The organism is Chitinophaga sp. G7 BAM 1005 (assembly GCF_057126945.1).
In genome coordinates, this window is record NZ_CP181478.1 from 6,645,446 (window position 1) to 6,662,032 (window position 16,587).

The 16,587-nt window shown below is 45.6% G+C and carries 15 protein-coding genes; all 15 read right to left on the reverse strand.

Annotation, left to right across the window (positions count from 1 at the left end):
- Nucleotides 1-3 precede the first annotated feature (3 nt).
- Entirely contained in the window at nt 4-1,101 is a 1,098-nt protein-coding gene (nagA, locus tag ACMXI2_RS26735; RefSeq protein WP_483778976.1) for an N-acetylglucosamine-6-phosphate deacetylase, read from the reverse strand.
- A gap of 21 nt (nt 1,102-1,122) precedes the next feature.
- A complete protein-coding gene (gene gloA2, locus ACMXI2_RS26740) occupies nt 1,123-1,512 on the reverse strand; it encodes an SMU1112c/YaeR family gloxylase I-like metalloprotein (RefSeq protein ID WP_483778977.1) in 390 nt (129 codons plus the stop codon).
- Nucleotides 1,513-1,534: 22 nt separating this feature from the next.
- On the reverse strand, nt 1,535-2,338 hold the full coding sequence (locus ACMXI2_RS26745; RefSeq protein ID WP_483778978.1) for an amidohydrolase: 804 nt from the start codon (nt 2,336-2,338) through the stop codon (nt 1,535-1,537).
- 65 nt (nt 2,339-2,403) lie between these two features.
- Nucleotides 2,404-2,862 carry a regulatory protein RecX gene (locus tag ACMXI2_RS26750; RefSeq protein WP_483778979.1) on the reverse strand — a complete coding sequence of 153 codons (459 nt, stop codon included), beginning with the start codon at nt 2,860-2,862 and terminating at the stop codon, nt 2,404-2,406.
- Between the two features lie 5 nt (nt 2,863-2,867).
- Nucleotides 2,868-5,195 carry an ATP-dependent helicase gene (locus ACMXI2_RS26755; RefSeq protein WP_483778980.1) on the reverse strand — a complete coding sequence of 776 codons (2,328 nt, stop codon included), beginning with the start codon at nt 5,193-5,195 and terminating at the stop codon, nt 2,868-2,870.
- A 311-nt stretch (nt 5,196-5,506) separates the two neighbouring features.
- The gene (locus tag ACMXI2_RS26760) at nt 5,507-6,577 is read right to left on the reverse strand and encodes a fatty acid desaturase family protein (RefSeq protein WP_483778981.1); all 1,071 of its coding nucleotides are present in this window, start codon (nt 6,575-6,577) and stop codon (nt 5,507-5,509) included.
- Nucleotides 6,578-6,970: 393 nt separating this feature from the next.
- On the reverse strand, nt 6,971-7,471 hold the full coding sequence (locus tag ACMXI2_RS26765) for an RNA polymerase sigma factor (RefSeq protein ID WP_079471211.1): 501 nt from the start codon (nt 7,469-7,471) through the stop codon (nt 6,971-6,973).
- Nucleotides 7,472-7,776: 305 nt separating this feature from the next.
- Nucleotides 7,777-8,310: an HdeD family acid-resistance protein gene (locus ACMXI2_RS26770; protein WP_483778982.1), complete on the reverse strand. Its 534-nt coding sequence runs from the start codon at nt 8,308-8,310 to the stop codon at nt 7,777-7,779.
- A gap of 578 nt (nt 8,311-8,888) precedes the next feature.
- On the reverse strand, nt 8,889-10,400 hold the full coding sequence (locus tag ACMXI2_RS26775; protein WP_483778983.1) for a M28 family peptidase: 1,512 nt from the start codon (nt 10,398-10,400) through the stop codon (nt 8,889-8,891).
- A 127-nt stretch (nt 10,401-10,527) separates the two neighbouring features.
- Entirely contained in the window at nt 10,528-10,986 is a 459-nt protein-coding gene (gene rpiB, locus ACMXI2_RS26780) for a ribose 5-phosphate isomerase B (RefSeq protein WP_483778984.1), read from the reverse strand.
- 30 nt (nt 10,987-11,016) lie between these two features.
- A complete protein-coding gene (tatC, locus tag ACMXI2_RS26785) occupies nt 11,017-11,874 on the reverse strand; it encodes a twin-arginine translocase subunit TatC (protein WP_483778985.1) in 858 nt (285 codons plus the stop codon).
- Between the two features lie 622 nt (nt 11,875-12,496).
- Entirely contained in the window at nt 12,497-13,768 is a 1,272-nt protein-coding gene (locus tag ACMXI2_RS26790) for a hemolysin family protein (RefSeq protein ID WP_483778986.1), read from the reverse strand.
- Nucleotides 13,769-13,810: 42 nt separating this feature from the next.
- On the reverse strand, nt 13,811-14,380 hold the full coding sequence (gene gmk, locus ACMXI2_RS26795; protein WP_420986956.1) for a guanylate kinase: 570 nt from the start codon (nt 14,378-14,380) through the stop codon (nt 13,811-13,813).
- A gap of 101 nt (nt 14,381-14,481) precedes the next feature.
- Entirely contained in the window at nt 14,482-15,792 is a 1,311-nt protein-coding gene (gene murA, locus ACMXI2_RS26800) for a UDP-N-acetylglucosamine 1-carboxyvinyltransferase (protein ID WP_483778987.1), read from the reverse strand.
- Nucleotides 15,789-16,508 carry a DUF4290 domain-containing protein gene (locus ACMXI2_RS26805; RefSeq protein ID WP_079471219.1) on the reverse strand — a complete coding sequence of 240 codons (720 nt, stop codon included), beginning with the start codon at nt 16,506-16,508 and terminating at the stop codon, nt 15,789-15,791. The genes murA and ACMXI2_RS26805 overlap by 4 nt, the downstream gene beginning before the upstream one ends.
- Nucleotides 16,509-16,587: the final 79 nt, after the last annotated feature.

The following is a 16,587-nucleotide window of genomic DNA, read 5'->3' on the forward strand; positions in this document are numbered from 1 at the left end:
GTATTAACAGTATACTGTAGTTTCCCAGTTAGAGTCGATGGCTACCAATGCCGCGTCGTAGCCTACGGCAATACGGCCCAATGCCTGCTCACGGCCAATTGCGCGGGCCGGATACAGGGATGCCATGCGTAAAGCTTCCTCCAGCGGAATGCCTACCTGCTCCACACAGTTGCGGACGGCTTTGGTCATTGTGAGCCGTGAGCCGGACAAAACACCCGAGGCGCTTACATAACGGTCTGTCTCCTTAATATATACATACCCGCCTTCTTTATTTTCCTCTACCGCATCTGTAATCAGGAACAAACGTTCTTTCATGATCTTTTTGCTGATCCTGATGGAGGCAAAGTCTACATGTACGCCATCTGCCACAATGCTGGCGGATACGCGCGGATGATCATAAATGGCGCCCACCAGGCCGGGAGCGCGGCTTTCCAGCGGTGACATGGCATTAAAAAGATGCGTGGCATGATGAATACCACTGTCGAACGACGTATAGGCCTGCGCGTAAGTAGCATTACTATGCCCCGCAAATATCACGATACCGGCTGCTTCCAGCTGTCTTACCAGTTCGGGATCACAGCATTCCGGCGCCAGGGTCATGATCTTCACCACATCACGGCCGTTTTCCAGGATCCAGTTAATATCTTCCTGGGTAGGGGCATGAATATATTGCTCGAGGTGTGCGCCTTTTTTCTTAGGGTTGATAAAAGGCCCTTCCAGGTGTAATCCCAGCACGCCTTGTCCGCCCTGCTCCCAATAAGCCTTTACTGCATTCATAGCTTCCTGCATAATTTCGGGGCTGATGGTAGCCACGGTGGGCATGATCCACGCCGCGCCGCCGCCTTTGCTGTAAGCTACGGTAGCCGCCAGCGAAGTAACCGAAGGATACATGGAAAACACGTGGCTGTTGCCGCCATAAATCTGCAGATCTATAAAAGCGGGAGCCAGCAAGCCTCCTTTCAGATCCGTTTCACTACCGTTTTTTTTCCATTCCGGGGCGGGAACAATACTGGTAATTTTCCCTCCTTGCGTAATCACTGCATGATCATCCAATATCTCTTCCCCGGTAAAGATCCGGGCATTGATGTAGGCAACAGACATAGCAATAAAATTTTACGGGTGTTAAATGACTTCGTATAACTCTAAAGGCAAACCGTCGGGGTCTGCAAAAAAGGTAAATCGTTGTTGGGTATGGGGATCAATGCGCAGGGGTTCGGTACTCACCCCTTTTTGCTGTAGTTGTGCAATGGCGGCTTCGATATCAGCCACCGCAAAAGCCAGGTGGCGAAGCCCGCAGGCCTCCGGGTGACTGGGCCGTGGCGGCGGGTCCGGGAAAGAAAAAAGCTCAATAATGTACTGGTTGCCCAGTGCCAGATCCAGTTTCCAGGAGTTCCGTTCTTCCCGGTATACTTCACGTATTACCTGCAGCCCCAGCACACCGGTATAAAATGCTTTACTCCGGGAGTAATCTGCACAAATAACCGCGATGTGATGGACTGCCTGTAACAACATATCAAAATTTGTTTTTAGTTAGTTATCCCTTTGGGAGAATTGTAAATGCGTCGGCATCCTTCAGGAAAGGAATGTTTTTCCTCACTTCCTCCAGCCGCTCACGTTGAAGGGTATACGTAAATACGTCTTCATCGTGCGATTTGCGGTAGATGATCTCTCCCATCGGATCAATAATACTGGTTTCCCCGCTGTGATAAATATTGTTACCATCATTGCCTACCCGGTTTACGCCGATGGCAAATGCCTGGTTTTCAATAGCGCGGGCCTGTAGCAGCGTGGTCCAGGCGGTTTTACGTCTTTCCGGCCAGTTGGCTACATACACGAGCAGGTCGTAAGCTGCTTCATTGGTATCCGGCTGGATGGTATTGCGCGCCCATACCGGGAAACGCATATCGTAACAGATGTTCAGATTGATTTTCCAGCCCTTTACCTGTGCAATGAGGCGTTTATTACCGGGTGTGTAGTGTTCGTGTTCTCCTGCATAACCAAACAGGTGACGCTTATCATAAGTGCCATAGGTGCCATTGGGCAACATCCAGATCAGGCGGTTCAGGTATTCTCCGTTTTCCTCAATGATCAGGCTGCCGGTGATGATGATATTTTTCTCTGCCGCCTTCTTCTTCATCCACTGCACTGCGGTTCCATCCATTGTTTCAGCCAGGAGCGCTGACTGCATACTGAAGCCGGTACTGAACATTTCCGGTAAAAATACCACCTCAGTCCTTTCCTTGATGCTGTTGATTTTCTCATCAAACATACGGAGGTTGGCTTCCTTATCTTCCCAGTGCAATTGGGTTTGTATGAGTGTTACTTTCAGATCTGACATTATCGGTTATTGTGGTCACAAAATTACGGCCTGACGGGTTAGAAACTTTTCAAATTATTGCCCGCTTAAGCCTCATTCTTTGCGATTTGTTCAAGTGCTTCGTTGATGAGTTCAGATTCAAAGCCTCTTTGCAGGAGGTATTGTATGGCCTTGTACTTCCGTTTCATGGCTGTTTCTCCTTTTAGCGACTGGTATTTTTTCTCCGCCAGCCTATGGAGTACCGCGATATAATCACCTTCATCAATTTCTTCCATTCCTTTTTTGATGCAGTAGGCAGACACCTGTTTCTGCTTCAGCTCCATCCTGATTTTTTTGCGTCCCCATTGCTTGATCCTGAATTTACCGCCGGCGTAGGCTTTGGCAAACCTTTCCTCGTTGAGGAAATTTTCAGCGATGAGTTCAGAAATGGCTTCGTCTACTTCCTCTCCCCGCAGGCCCAGCTCCAGGCATTTGTATTTTGTTTCCTGGTGGCTCCGTTCCTGGTAGGCGCAAAACTGCCGGAGTTTTAACATCGCGGTTTTCATGTCACTTATCTTACTATTCTCAGCTTGGCGTAGTTCAGCATAATTTTCTTTTCACCACCGCCTTTAGGGAAATTGATGGTAGCAATCCTGTTGTTGGGCGCTCCTTCCATTGCTGCGATGATACCGAATCCAAATTTCTGATGCTCTACCTGCATGCCGGGTTCCATGCCAGCCAGATCGTCCGGGGCAAAATCGGCAGAGGGTACATGGGTAGTGGCAGGAGAAAAGCTTGGCTTGGCAGCAGGCTTCTGCGTTACCGGCTGGGAAGGTTGCGATGGCGCCTTTTTCCGGTCGAACATATTGTTGCTGTTGCTCCATCCGGAGGTGCTGCCACTACCAAAGGCGTTGCGTACGCTGCCTCCGCCGGCATAGCTGCGGTCAATGAATTTCTCCGGCATTTCTTCGAGGAAACGGCTCGGTTCATTCTGTACCAGGTTACCAAAGCGGTAACGGCTATTGGCGTAGGTGAGCCATAAGCGCGCTTTTGCGCGGGTTATGGCTACATAAAACAGTCTTCTTTCTTCTTCCAGCTCTTCCCGGGTGTTGATAGACATACCGCTGGGAAACAATGTTTCTTCCAGTCCTACGGTGAATACCACGGGGAATTCCAGTCCTTTTGCCGCGTGGATAGTCATCAGTTTCACCACATCGCTGTTTTCGTCGGTGCCCTGATCGGCATCAGTGAGCAGGGTAATTTGCTGGAGATAGGAGCCCATGCTTTTATCGAGCAGTTCTCCTTCCTCGTCGGGGGTTTCTGTAAACTCTTTGATGGAGTTTAAGAGTTCCTGTACGTTTTCGTAACGGGCAAGCCCCTCCGTAGTTTTATCGTTAAACAGTTCTTTTACAATGTTGGTAGACTTACCCACTGCAACGGCCACATCATAGGCGTTGTGCGAGGTTAGCATTGCCTGGAAGCTTTTGATCATAATCACAAACGCTTCGATGGCTTCCACGGTACCACCTTTGAAACCAAACTCCCGGGCCCTTTCCAGCACTTCCCACATGGTGATATTGTGATCATTGCTGAGCACAATCGTTTTCTCAATGGTGGTTTTACCGATACCGCGAACGGGGTAGTTGATGATCCGTTTCAGGCTTTCCTCATCGCGGGTGTTCATGGTGATACGCAGGTAAGCCACGTAGTCTTTGATTTCCTTGCGCTGGTAGAAAGACAGGCCCCCGAAGATGCGGTAGGGAATGGCTTTACGGCGCAGGCTTTCTTCAAAGGAGCGGCTTTGGGCGTTGGTGCGGTACAGGATAACGAAGTCGCGGTTGTCGTAATGATTCCGCAGCTTTTGTTCAGAAATAGTGTCGGCTACGAATTTACCTTCTTCGTTGTCGGTCATGGTGCGTACCAGTTTGATGGTATCGCCTTCGGTGTTATCTGTCCAGAGGTTCTTTTCTATCTGTCCTTTATTGTGTGCAATTACTTCATTGGCTACATTCAGGATGGACTTGGTGCTGCGGTAATTTTGTTCCAGTTTTACCACTTTCACATCATCATAATCCTTTTCAAACTGGAGGATATTTTCGATGGTAGCGCCGCGGAAGGAATAGATACTCTGGGCATCATCTCCTACTACGCAAATATTTTCATTGACAGCACCGAGTAATTTGATGATTTCGTACTGGGCGGGGTTGGTATCCTGGTACTCATCGATCATAATGTATTTGAACTTGTGCTGGTATTTATGCAGTACTTCCGGGAATGTTTTGAGGAGGATATACATTTTAAACAACAGGTCATCGAAGTCCATTGCGCCGTTTTTAAACGTGCGTTTGGCGTACATGTCGTAGATTTTGCCGATCAGTGGCCTGTTGGCCCGCATATCTTCCTGTTGCACCAGGTTATCCAACTGGTATTCGTCCGGTCCCATGAGGCTGTTTTTGGCAGCGGAGATGCGGTTGTAAACGAAGTTGGGTTTATAATGTTTATCATCGAGATTCAGTTCGTTGATAATGGTTTTGATAACGCTTTTGGCGTCGTCGGTATCGTAGATGGTAAAATCGTTTGGATAGCCGAGGCGGTGTGCTTCTGCGCGCAGGAGGCGGGCAAATACGGAGTGGAAGGTACCGATGTAGAGATTACGGGCTTCGCTGCCACCGAGGATCTTTTCCACACGTTCTTTCATTTCACGGGCAGCCTTATTGGTAAAGGTGAGGGATAAAATATTAAACGCATCCACGCCGTTCCGCATCAGGTGTGCGATACGGGTGGTAAGCACCTTCGTTTTTCCCGAACCGGCGCCTGCTACAATCATCAAAGGGCCGTTGATATGTATTACTGCTTCCCGCTGTTGTTCGTTAAGCTCGTCTAAATAATTTGCCTTCATCACGACTGCTGTTTATATTTTATATGTAGAAAAGATGTAGTATTTCTGAAGGGTGTAAAAGTACGAAAAAGGAGGAGAATAGAATCGCCTTCGGCGATTGGAAATTGTCTTGGAGCAGGATTACGCTGATTATACTGATTTTTCGGATTTTACTTTTCGGATTTTTATAAATGATTAAGGGAGATAAAAGCGGATAATTCGCTTTTATCTCCCTTAATCATTAAAAATAAAATATGATCAAATCAAAAAATCAGTATAATCAGCGTAATCCTGCTCCAAGACAATTTCCAATCGCCGAAGGCGATCTTCCGCTACGGTTTAGCGCCGAGCGCTTTCATGAAACGGAAATGAGATATTACTGCTCCCTGCATGGTAGGGATGGAATTGTAAGTAAGATTGTGTTCTGCGCATTTGGCGGCCACAATTTTGCTGAGGGCCGGGTAATGTACATGGCTGATCCTCGGGAACAGGTGATGTTCTACCTGGTAATTGAGGCCACCTACGAACCAGGAGATGATTTTATGTCCGGGTGCGAAGTTAGCGGTGGTTTTGATCTGGTGAATGGCCCATTCGTTTTCGATCAGTTTGGCATCTTCGCCCACTACTTCAAATTCGGTTTCTTCCACTACATGAGCCAGCTGGAATACGATGGCCAGGGTAAAGCCCATTACCACGTGCATTACTGCGAAGCCGATGGCCCACGCCTGCCAGCCTACCAATGCGATGGGAAGTGCGATATAAAACACCAGGTACAGCACTTTGCTACCCCAGAACACCATATGATCGGTTAATTTCATGGGCTGCAGCGGGGTGGTATATACTTTCCGGCTCAGGTATTTTACAAAATCCATGATAAATACCCAGGCAAAGGAGGAGATGGCGTATACCAGTACTACATAAATATGCTGGATCCGGTGCATGGGCACCCATTTCTGGGAGCTGCACTGTCTCATGAGCGGGCTTTTGGCGATGTCATCATCCAGGCCGTCTACGTTTGTGTAGGTGTGGTGAATGATATTGTGCTTCTGTTTCCAGATGAAAGCGTTGCCACCCAATGCGTTAAGGGTAAGACCGAGGGTATCGTTCACTTTACTGTTGGTGGAATAGCTGCCATGACATGCGTCATGCATTACATTGAACCCGATACTTGCCAGTACAAATCCCAGTAAAGCGCATAAAGTTACCGAGAGGATGGCCGGCATCGATATAAATAATACCGAAACATACAGGGCTACCGCTACCGGAATGAGGATGGCGGTTTTAATATATAGTTTCCAGTTACCTGTTTTTTGAATGTTGTTTGATTTGAAATAGTCCTCTACAGCGGATTTGAGCGCCGGAAAGAATAGTGCATTCTTGTTGTTGAAAGTTACTTTAGGCATAAAAAAATAAGCATTGTTGTTGCCGGGCGTACAGTAAGTTGTAGAGAATCCGGGAAAAAATTTGAAAAGTCTATGCTAATAAACGGCTTTAAACCGGTTTTTATATATTTCCCAGGATAATAAATGGTTATTTAACAAAGATTTGTGCTTATAAAGACAATTGGCGGGACAGGGGATGACAATCGGAGGAGAAGAAGGATAACGGAAGTCTGCAAACAGGCGTATAACAATAACCGCTCACCTGACAGGGTAATTACAGGCAATACGGTGTACAAACAATCACAATTTTAGCCTGCTACCGGGTATTCATAGCGGCTTTCAATGGCCATATTGAGGGTTTGCAGACTTCTGTTATCCAAAAGTCTGAGTATAGTATGACAGGGTTAATAGCCGTTAATGCCTTGTAATACGGGTCTTCAGCATTTTCCGGGCAAAGTGGATACGGCTTTTTACCGTACCCAATGGTTCATTGAGTATAGCTGCAATTTCATAATATTTATAGCCTTCAAAGTACAACAGGAATGGTTGTTTAAAAATAACCGGCAGATTGTATACTGCCATCTGCACATCTTTCACCCGCAGGTCTGATTCTGCAAAATTTCCGATGGCAGAAGGTTGGTGGCTCAACAGGTAATCTCCTACCGCATTATCCAGTAGCCGGTACTGGCGGTTACCGCGACGGTAGTTGTTAATGAAGATGTTCCTCATGATGGTATACAGCCAGGCGCGGATGTTAGTGCCGGCAAGGTACTTATCACGATTAGACAGTGCTCTGAATAAGGTTTCCTGGTAGAGATCTTTTGCAGATTCAGAGTCTTTAGTTAAAGTTACTGCATACGGCCGCAGGAAATCGGCGTTTCCAAGTAATAAGTTATTAAATTCGGTGGATGACATAACGGTTAACTTTAAATTATTCACAATTAGCTAGAACAACAGCCTGTAATTTGGCCGGGAGAAATAGATTTTGAGGCAGTAGTGGTAACGCCGCGGGTCTCCTTCCGGGTACTGCCGGCGCCTGCCACGTAATTTAAAAGGGAGGTATCAACGCCCTGATAAATAGCGGCAACAGGCGCCCTAATCAGGTGTTACGACAATCATAAAGAAGGTTTTAGTTAAAGAATAAGCTTGCATAATGGGGTACTTTAAAAAATAGTAAAACAGGGTACCGTATTCTTCAGTTATATCAATATAGCTATCGTTTAGCTCCTGCTGCGCAATCTGAATGAAAGCAATACGAGCATGATTCCTGTGAAGATGGCATATATGCCAAAGATCCACGTAAGTGTAACCGCCGCTGCTACCGGGTTTGCAACCAGGAGAATCCCAAAGATGATAGTCAGCAAACCACCTGCAATATACCAGCCCTCGCCTGTTATCACTTTCCTTAACCTGATGGCAATAATCAATTCAAACAGGCCCGCCAGCATAGCCCAGAAAGCAACCACATAAATGAGTGCTGCGCCGGTGGCAAAAGGATTGTAAAAAGTGAGGATACCTAATATAACGCCTAACAGCCCTGAGAGCAGGAAAATACCCCAGTTTTCGTTCGTTTTCCGGGCTGCTATTGCGCCGGCAACAGCAAAAAGGCCGGCAATGAAAAGATAGGCGCCTAAGAAAACGATCAATGTGGCAAAAGTAGCACCAGGCCAACCAACGGCCAGTACTCCCAATACCAGGGCGAAAATTCCTCTTAACAAAAAGAGCCACCAATAAGCGTTATAAAAATCAGGCATGCATTCTCAGTTTTAGGTTTCCACTACGAGTGCTGTATCTTATTTATGGCAGGGTATACCATTGTGTGCTGTAAGCATCTTCGTTTCTCAACATTCTGAACAACCAGGATAATTTATAACAATACTACAATGCATGCAACCAGGTGTTTCGGTTGCAACATCGATCAGGGCACAAGGGTGCTCTCCTTGTGGGATAGTACTTTTTTAAAAAAGAAAAGGTGGCAGGTGCTTCCATACTGGTAAGTTTATATAGTTACAGATAGCAGGAACCGGTGCTGTTTATTATCACCGTTAAAATTCCAACTTGATCCTATAAATACCGACTGAACAACAACAGCTTAGTTAAAAATGTTTAATGGGGAGGCCGGCTCTCAGTGAAATAATCGCCTTATAACACCTTAACTACCCTTGATTCACCTGTTTATTTAAATACAAAAAAAGAAATATCTATTTATTGCTCCTAAAAAAAAGAGACTCTATACACAATTTAAAAAAATTTGTTAAAAAAAACAAAAAGGATTTAACCGGTACATCCATACCGGAAATAGGAGATTTTTGGAAGATTGGAGCTTACCGGGTTATTTTTCGTGCCGGTCTGCTACCAGTTTCTGTTCACGGTTGGCAATTTCCCAGGCGGTGTAGAAAACCAGTCGGGCTCTTTTTGCCAGGAGGTTGTAACTGATTTTCTCAACCGTATCTGTGGGGGCGTGATAATCAGCGTGCGTGCCATTGAAATAAAAAATGATCGGAATGCCGTGTTGGGCAAACATATAATGATCTGAACGGTAGTAGAATCCTTCCGGATCGTTGGGGTCGTTGTATTTATAGTCCAGTTTAAGATGGGTAAAGGTATCATTGGCCTTTTCATTAATGGGCCGCAGTTCGGAGCTGAGTTTATTATCGCCGATTATATACACATAGTTGGTATCTCTTTCATGTGCAGGGTCAATACGCCCTATCATATCAATATTCAGATCCGTGACGGTGTTGGCTAATGGGTAAATGGGGTGTTCCGTATAATACCGGGAGCCAAGCAGTCCTTTTTCCTCTCCAGACACGGTCATAAATACCATACTTCTCCGGGGGCCTTTGCCGGCTTTTTTTGCGCGGGCGAATGCAGCGGCTATTTCTATCACTGCACTGGTACCTGATCCGTCGTCATCTGCACCATAAAAAATCTCATCATCTTTTTTTCCGAGATGATCATAGTGGGCGGTAACGAAAACAATTTCTTCTTTTTTATCCGTGCCTTCCAGGTAGGCGAGTACGTTGGAGGGTTGTAATACGGTGGCTGCTTTATCAAAAACAAGATGAACCGGTGTTTGCGTTACGGCGGTTGGTTTCCAGCCCCTTTCTATTTCTTCGAGGAGGTTATCGCCTTTGTCGGTATTGAGTATATCGGATGCAAGGGCGGGTGTGATGTAGTAGATATTCGGATTCAAGGAGGTATCCTTCTGCCAGTAAAGTCCGGTGGTATGCAGTTTTTTTTGCTCCAGGGAACGGTATCTGCCGGCGGCGGGGCTGATGATCAGCAAGGCGGCCACGCCTTTGTTTTTCGCGGTACTGATCCTTTCATCGAAACTACGGCGGTCCCGTTGTAATCCTCTCCTGACGTCATCCCTGATCATCACTACCTGGCCTTCTACATCCATGTTCTGATAGTCGTTGTGATCTGCAGTTACTATTCCTGCATCTGCATAAAATACGCGGGATACGCGCAAATCCTGTTTGTTGCCGGAGCGCAGATCAGCGAGAAAATCCTGGGCAAATGAATACGTTTTATTACGAACAGTGATGGTGCTTTTGAGCAAACTATCTGAATAGATGGGATAATATTGTTTCCATTTCCCATTGGCGCCGGGTTGAAGTCCTGCCGCTGAGAACTGGCTGATAATATAAGCGGCAGCTCTCTCCTGCCCTCTTGTGGCGGTTTCCCTTCCTTCCATTTCCGGTCCTGCAATGATGTGCAGTTGCCGGCTAAGACCGCCGGCGGTAATGGTTTCACCATATTCTGCAGCCACCCCGTTATTGGTTTGTGCCTGCGCAATATTCATCAGTAACAGAAAAGTAACTGCAGAGAGAACTCTCATGGAGTATTTTTTTATGGTCAGATTCACATGTATATTAAAAAAAAGAGCCGGTTGGAAGCCGGCTCTTTAATATTACCACAATTTCGTGTATTCGTTACAGTAAAAAATGATATATGGCTTAAAACCGTTACAGGCAAACCATTTTACGTACCCGGTCCTGGTGGCGGCCGCCTTCAAACGGTGTACCGATAAACACTTCTACCATTTGATTGGCGGCGGGAATATCCACAAAACGGGCGGGGATACACAGCACGTTTGCGTTGTTGTGTGAACGGGCCAGTCGCGCCAGCTCTTCTCCCCAGCAGATCGCAGCGCGGATCCCCTGGTGTTTGTTGGCAGTAATGGCTACTCCGTTGGCGCTGCCACAGATCAGGATCCCGAAGGCGGCTTGCTCCCTTTCCACTGCTGTAGATACCGGGTGTGCATAATCAGGATAATCCACGGAATCTTTCGAGTGAGTACCGTAATCCTTTACCTGCAAGCCTTTCGACTCCAGGAAAGAAATCACTTCTTCTTTATATTCATATCCTGCATGATCAGAACCGATAGCCACTGGCAATGTCAGGTTAAATATGTTATTTTCCATTTTCAATATCTTATTAACTGTTAGAGATAACTAGGACCACTCTTCCACCTCTGTTTTAGTCATCTTTTCTTCACGGTCTTTCAGCGCCTTTTTCGATATAAAGATACTGATTTCATACAGACAGTACAGGGGAACGAATACAATCAGCTGATCTATGAGATCCGGCGGTGTGATTACTGCAGCCAGGATCAGGATCACCACGATGGCATGGCGCCTGTAAGATTTGAGGAATTCAGGTGTGAGGATGCCCAGTTTGGTAAGGAAAAATACGAGGATAGGCAATTCAAACAGGATGCCCATACCCAATACGATCTGTGTCATCAGATCAAAGTAATCATCTATAAAAAACTGGTTTACAGCTTTTGCCGTAACGGTATAAGAAGCGAGGAAGTTGATCGTGAAAGGCGCCATCAGGAAATAGGCGAATCCGATCCCGAGGAAAAATTGAAAAGATACCCAAAAGATCACACCTCTTGCTCCTTTCAGTTCTTTTTCTTTCAGCGCCGGTTTTACGAAGCGCCAGAACTCCCAGAAAATGTAAGGGAAGGCGCAAATAAAGCCGATCATGAACGCCAGTTTAAATTGCAACATGATCTGCCCCACCATCTTATAATTCAAAAACTGGACCTTTACAGGCGTAATACAGAGCTGATCTCCCAGTCCTACCCAATGACTGATTTTACATAATGCTACATAAGAGGGGAAATCGGCATTGGTAGGTCCGAAAATTACGTTATCCAGAATTTCCTGTGTATATAAAAAGCCGAATACGCTGAATGCAACAAGTGCCAGGGCCGATCTGACAAGGTGCCACCTGAGATCTTCCAGGTGATCGAAAAAGGACATCTCTGCCTTATCCTCATTGCTTGCGAATAATTTCTTTAACATACTTTATACGGTCGAACGATATTGAATACAGTTTCTTATTAAGGATCACAAATATAGCGGTTGCATACTACAAATTACAGTGTACCGCGTATAAAGTGCCCTATTTTAATATTGCTTTAAGCAGAGTGGTGTTCATGCTCACTGCATGTAACATAAAAAGAAAAAATCAGGAAGAAGAAAAAGGGAGAAAAGCGTGAGAGCAGTTGGGAGAAAAAAAAGAGCCAGCCCGAGAAGAATCAAGAGCCGGCCTTTCATCCATTGTTTGTTAACCCCAAAAAAGTTGAATTCGAGAATGTCTTTAGCTTCCAGTTAAACTACTTACCTAATTGATGGCAAGCGTTCAGAATAAGTAAGAATCCCTGGTTGCGTTTTATATTGTAATACAAAAATAACAAGAATTATTTTATTATCAATGTTGGAACACTTTTTTTACAACCTTTTAACAAAAATCAAATCATTGTGTTACATCATCTGGAGCAAATGTATACAATCCGTGTTAAATTCCTACTACTTTTTTTTAAAAACATTTTAGTAAAATTGTTATTGTATCGTTAAGCGTTACATTAAGGAAATAATTATATCATATTAATATCTGATAAGTCAACCAGCTTAACGGTGAATCTTAAACTAACATCTTCATCTTCACCATTTCGATCCTGGTATCCGTAACGTTCAGAATATCAAACTCATAATCGTCGATTATAATACGCTCTTTGATCTTCGGGATGGTTTCGTGATGGTTGATGATGTAGCCTGATAAGGTTTCACTTTCGTCTTCCGGAAAATCCAATCCATATCTCTCATTCAAATAATCGAGTTCCAATCTTCCTGAAAAAATATATTCCTTTTCGGCGATCTGCTTTTCTACGAATTCTTCTTCATCATGTTCATCTTTGATTTCCCCGAAAATTTCTTCCAGTACATCTTCAATAGTTACAATACCTGCTGTTCCTCCGAACTCATCTACTACCCAGGCAATACTTTTACGTTCTTTATTGAATTTGCTGAGGAGGTCGATGGCGCTCATTGTTTCGGGCACGGCCAGTATCGGATGAATGATGCTTTTGATATCCGGCGGGTTTTTAAACATATCCAGCTGGTGGATGTAGCCCAGGATATTATCGATAGTACCTTCGTAAATAATGATCTTAGATAGTTTGGTATCCATAAATTTACTCCGGGCGTCGCTGAGTGGCCGGTGTATTTCCAGCGCTTCTATTTCCTTGCGGGGAATAAGACAGCCGCGGATTTTTACATGTGCAAGTGACAAGGCATTTTCAAACAGTTCTGTATTCAGCTCCTGGTTATTTTCTCCAAAATGCTGCTGCGACTGCCGGATAAAATGCTCTACATCCACGCGGGTAAAGGATTCACCGTTTTCCACGATACGGACATTGAACAAATATTTCAGCATCCATTCGGAGATGGAAGCCAGCACATTACCGATCACATACAGTGGCTTGGCCACTATAGACACGGGCAACGCAAAGAAACTGAGTAATGTTTCCGGTCTTGACCGGAAAATTGCCCGTGGAATAAAAAAGCCCAGGAATAATACCAACAGGGTAGCCAGTATTATTTCAACGAAAATAATAAAGGGCTGAATGCTGGCTGAATCAGGCTTCCGCATAATAGTATCCAGTGCCGGCTGAAATACGCCTGCCACGAGGATTCCATAAACGACTATGGTAATTGTGAATCCTACCAGGCTGGTAGCCAGGAAGCGACTGGGGTTTTCGTTCAGACTGGCCAATATTTTGCCAGTAGCCCTGCCTTGCTTTTTTTTGAGCTCAATGCTAAGTTTGTTCACATTGGCAAATGCAGCTTCGATGCCTGAAAAGAAGCCTGCCAGCAATACCAGGAAAACCAAAATAATTATTGTGTATCCGTCCATCCTAACAAAAATAACGAATTAGGAAAACCAACGATCACGTCGCTATTTTATATTTAAAAAATCTGTCACCAGCCTTTTCACTTCCTGGTAGGCGTGCTCCAGTTCGTCGTTTACTACAATCTCGTCGAATTCATGGGAAAACGACAGCTCATAGCGGGCTTTGGCGAGCCGTTCGTCCAGGGAAGACTGTGTTTCCGTACCTCTTTCGCTAAGCCGTACACGCAGGGCATCTAACGAGGGGGGCTGTATGAAAATGGTGAGTGCGTTGTTGTGGTATTTTTCTTTGATAGATAAAGCCCCTTTTACATCAATATCCACCATCGGGATCTGGTTGTTGTTCCAGATACGCTCCAGCTCACTTTTCAGGGTACCGTAATATTTACCGGCATACACCATTTCATATTCTGCGAAGGCGTTTTCTTCAATCCGTTGATGAAATTCATCGGAAGACAGGAAGTAGTAATCTTTTCCGTGTACTTCGCTGGCACGCGGGGTGCGGGTGCTGGCGGAAATAGAAAAGGACAGTACGGGCATATTAGCCAGCAGCTTTTTTACGATGGTGGTTTTACCGGCGCCTGAAGGAGCGGTAACGATGATGATCTTTCTTTCCATTATTAATTACAATCAAGGTAGCGGTTACTCCAAATGCAAAACCCAAAAACCAGTAAAATGTTTTGCTGGTATTTGGGTTTTGATGAAGTATGAACAACTGTTTATACTCTCTTTATGTCTGCTCCCAGTTTTCTCAACCTCTCGTCGATGTACTGGTAGCCACGGTCTATCTGGTCAATGTTCTGAATGGTGCTCTTTCCTTCTGCGCTGAGTGCAGCGATCAGCAGGGATACACCGGCACGGATATCGGGAGACGACATAGTGATACCGCGCAGGTTGTGCTGGCGGCCCAAACCGATTACCACTGCACGGTGCGGATCGCATAATACGATCTGTGCGCCCATGTCTATCAGTTTATCTACGAAAAACAGGCGGCTTTCAAACATTTTCTGATGGATCATCACGCTGCCTTTTGCCTGCGTGGCTACTACCAGCACAATGCTCAGCAAATCCGGTGTAAATCCGGGCCAGGGATGATCAGAAATGGTAAGAATGGAACCATCAAGGAATGTCTGGATTTCGTAGGAGTCCTGGGAAGGAATATAGATATCGTTTCCCCTGATTTCCAGTTGGATACCTAACTGACGGAATTTCTCCGGGATGATACCCAGGTGATCTACGCCTGCATCCTTAATCGTGATTTCACTTTGCGTCATGGCGGCCAGGCCAATGAAGGAGCCTATTTCTATCATATCCGGGAGCATGCTGTGTTCGCAGCCGCCCAGGTATTCTACGCCTTCAATGGTGAGGAGGTTGGAGCCTACTCCGCTGATGCGGGCGCCCATCCGGTTCAGCATTTTACATAGCTGCTGCAGGTATGGTTCGCAGGCAGCGTTGTAAATAGTGGTGGTTCCTTCGGCCATTACGGCTGCCATCACAATATTGGCAGTACCGGTAACGCTTGGCTCATCCAGCAGCATATAGGCGCCTTTGAGCCCTCCGGAAGATTCCAGGCGGAAGTAGTTATCATCCGCGTCATATACAAACCTGGCTCCCAGTTTCTCGAACCCGATAATATGGGTATCCAGTCTGCGACGGCCTATTTTATCGCCGCCGGGTTTTGGGATGAAGGCACGTCCGAACCTTGCCAGCAGCGGACCTGCAATCATCACCGAACCACGGAGACGGCCGGATTTCTTTTTAAATTCAGGGCTTTCCAGGTACTTCAGATCTACTGCATCTGCCTGAAATTCGCAGGTGTCCCTGCTGATACGATTCAATTTTACGCCAGCATCTCCTAACAACTCTATCAGCAGATTTACATCTACTATATCCGGAATATTGGTGATAGTAACCTTTTCGGGGGTTAGCATCACGGCACTGATGATTTGTAAAGCTTCGTTTTTGGCGCCCTGGGGTACAATTTCCCCCTTTAAGCGGTTGCCGCCTCTTACTTCAAAAGCACTACTCACTTGTTCCTGTTTTTGTTGTATTTGTTATTGTGCTTATTGTTATTATCCCGGCTTTTGCTGCCGCCACTGCCGCTGTTGCTGCTTTTGAACTTGTTTTGCTGGAAGTTTTTGCGCTTATTGGAGCGGAACTGGTCGCCCGCGCCTGCAACGTTACCGCTTGGTGCGAAGCTTACAGGGCCTGGAATATGGGCAGTATGGCCCGGGTGGTATTCCAGCTGGTTATCTGTAATGGCCAGTAATTCAGCCTTGATGGCGTCATCGTGTACACTTTCCTTATGCCAGTTACTGTAGGCCAGTTTCATATAATTACCGATACACTGGGTAAATCCTTCTTTTTTTTCAGGATTATCTTCATGTACGGCTTTATCAATGATCATTTCCAGGTTTTTGCCGAAGTGGCGGTTCCTGGGATATTTTTTGGGATAAGGAAGTCTGTCGGGTTTGGCTCTGAGCTTTTCAATCGTGGGGATTGGATATGGTGATTCCACTTTCAGGGTAAAGCCGGAGATATTAAAAATATGATCCCATAATTTATGCCTGAAGTCTTCCACATTACGTAAATGCGGGTTCAGCGTACCCATCAGCTCTATTACAGCCATAGCATTACGCTGGCGCTCTTCGTCGTCTTCTATGGTTACCAGGTACTCCACCATTTTCTGGATATTCCTGCCATATTCCTTCATTATCAGGTAATTGCGCGTGGTATTGTATTCCATTACTAGTATTTAAAAAAACATGATTTGATGATGGGACATCTTAAGTGAAGAAAATTAATCGGCAACATCTATGCAAACA

Excerpts from the sequence above, each read along its gene's own strand:
- nagA (WP_483778976.1), bottom strand. The coding sequence starts at position 1,101 with ATGTCTGTTGCCTACATCAATGCCCGGATCTTTACCGGGGAAGAGATA.
- gloA2 (WP_483778977.1), bottom strand. The coding sequence starts at position 1,512 with ATGTTGTTACAGGCAGTCCATCACATCGCGGTTATTTGTGCAGATTAC.
- ACMXI2_RS26745 (WP_483778978.1), bottom strand. The coding sequence starts at position 2,338 with ATGTCAGATCTGAAAGTAACACTCATACAAACCCAATTGCACTGGGAA.
- ACMXI2_RS26750 (WP_483778979.1), bottom strand. The coding sequence starts at position 2,862 with ATGAAAACCGCGATGTTAAAACTCCGGCAGTTTTGCGCCTACCAGGAA.
- ACMXI2_RS26755 (WP_483778980.1), bottom strand. The coding sequence starts at position 5,195 with ATGAAGGCAAATTATTTAGACGAGCTTAACGAACAACAGCGGGAAGCA.
- ACMXI2_RS26760 (WP_483778981.1), bottom strand. The coding sequence starts at position 6,577 with ATGCCTAAAGTAACTTTCAACAACAAGAATGCACTATTCTTTCCGGCG.
- ACMXI2_RS26765 (WP_079471211.1), bottom strand. The coding sequence starts at position 7,471 with ATGTCATCCACCGAATTTAATAACTTATTACTTGGAAACGCCGATTTC.
- ACMXI2_RS26770 (WP_483778982.1), bottom strand. The coding sequence starts at position 8,310 with ATGCCTGATTTTTATAACGCTTATTGGTGGCTCTTTTTGTTAAGAGGA.
- ACMXI2_RS26775 (WP_483778983.1), bottom strand. The coding sequence starts at position 10,400 with ATGAGAGTTCTCTCTGCAGTTACTTTTCTGTTACTGATGAATATTGCG.
- rpiB (WP_483778984.1), bottom strand. The coding sequence starts at position 10,986 with ATGGAAAATAACATATTTAACCTGACATTGCCAGTGGCTATCGGTTCT.
- tatC (WP_483778985.1), bottom strand. The coding sequence starts at position 11,874 with ATGTTAAAGAAATTATTCGCAAGCAATGAGGATAAGGCAGAGATGTCC.
- ACMXI2_RS26790 (WP_483778986.1), bottom strand. The coding sequence starts at position 13,768 with ATGGACGGATACACAATAATTATTTTGGTTTTCCTGGTATTGCTGGCA.
- gmk (WP_420986956.1), bottom strand. The coding sequence starts at position 14,380 with ATGGAAAGAAAGATCATCATCGTTACCGCTCCTTCAGGCGCCGGTAAA.
- ACMXI2_RS26805 (WP_079471219.1), bottom strand. The coding sequence starts at position 16,508 with ATGGAATACAATACCACGCGCAATTACCTGATAATGAAGGAATATGGC.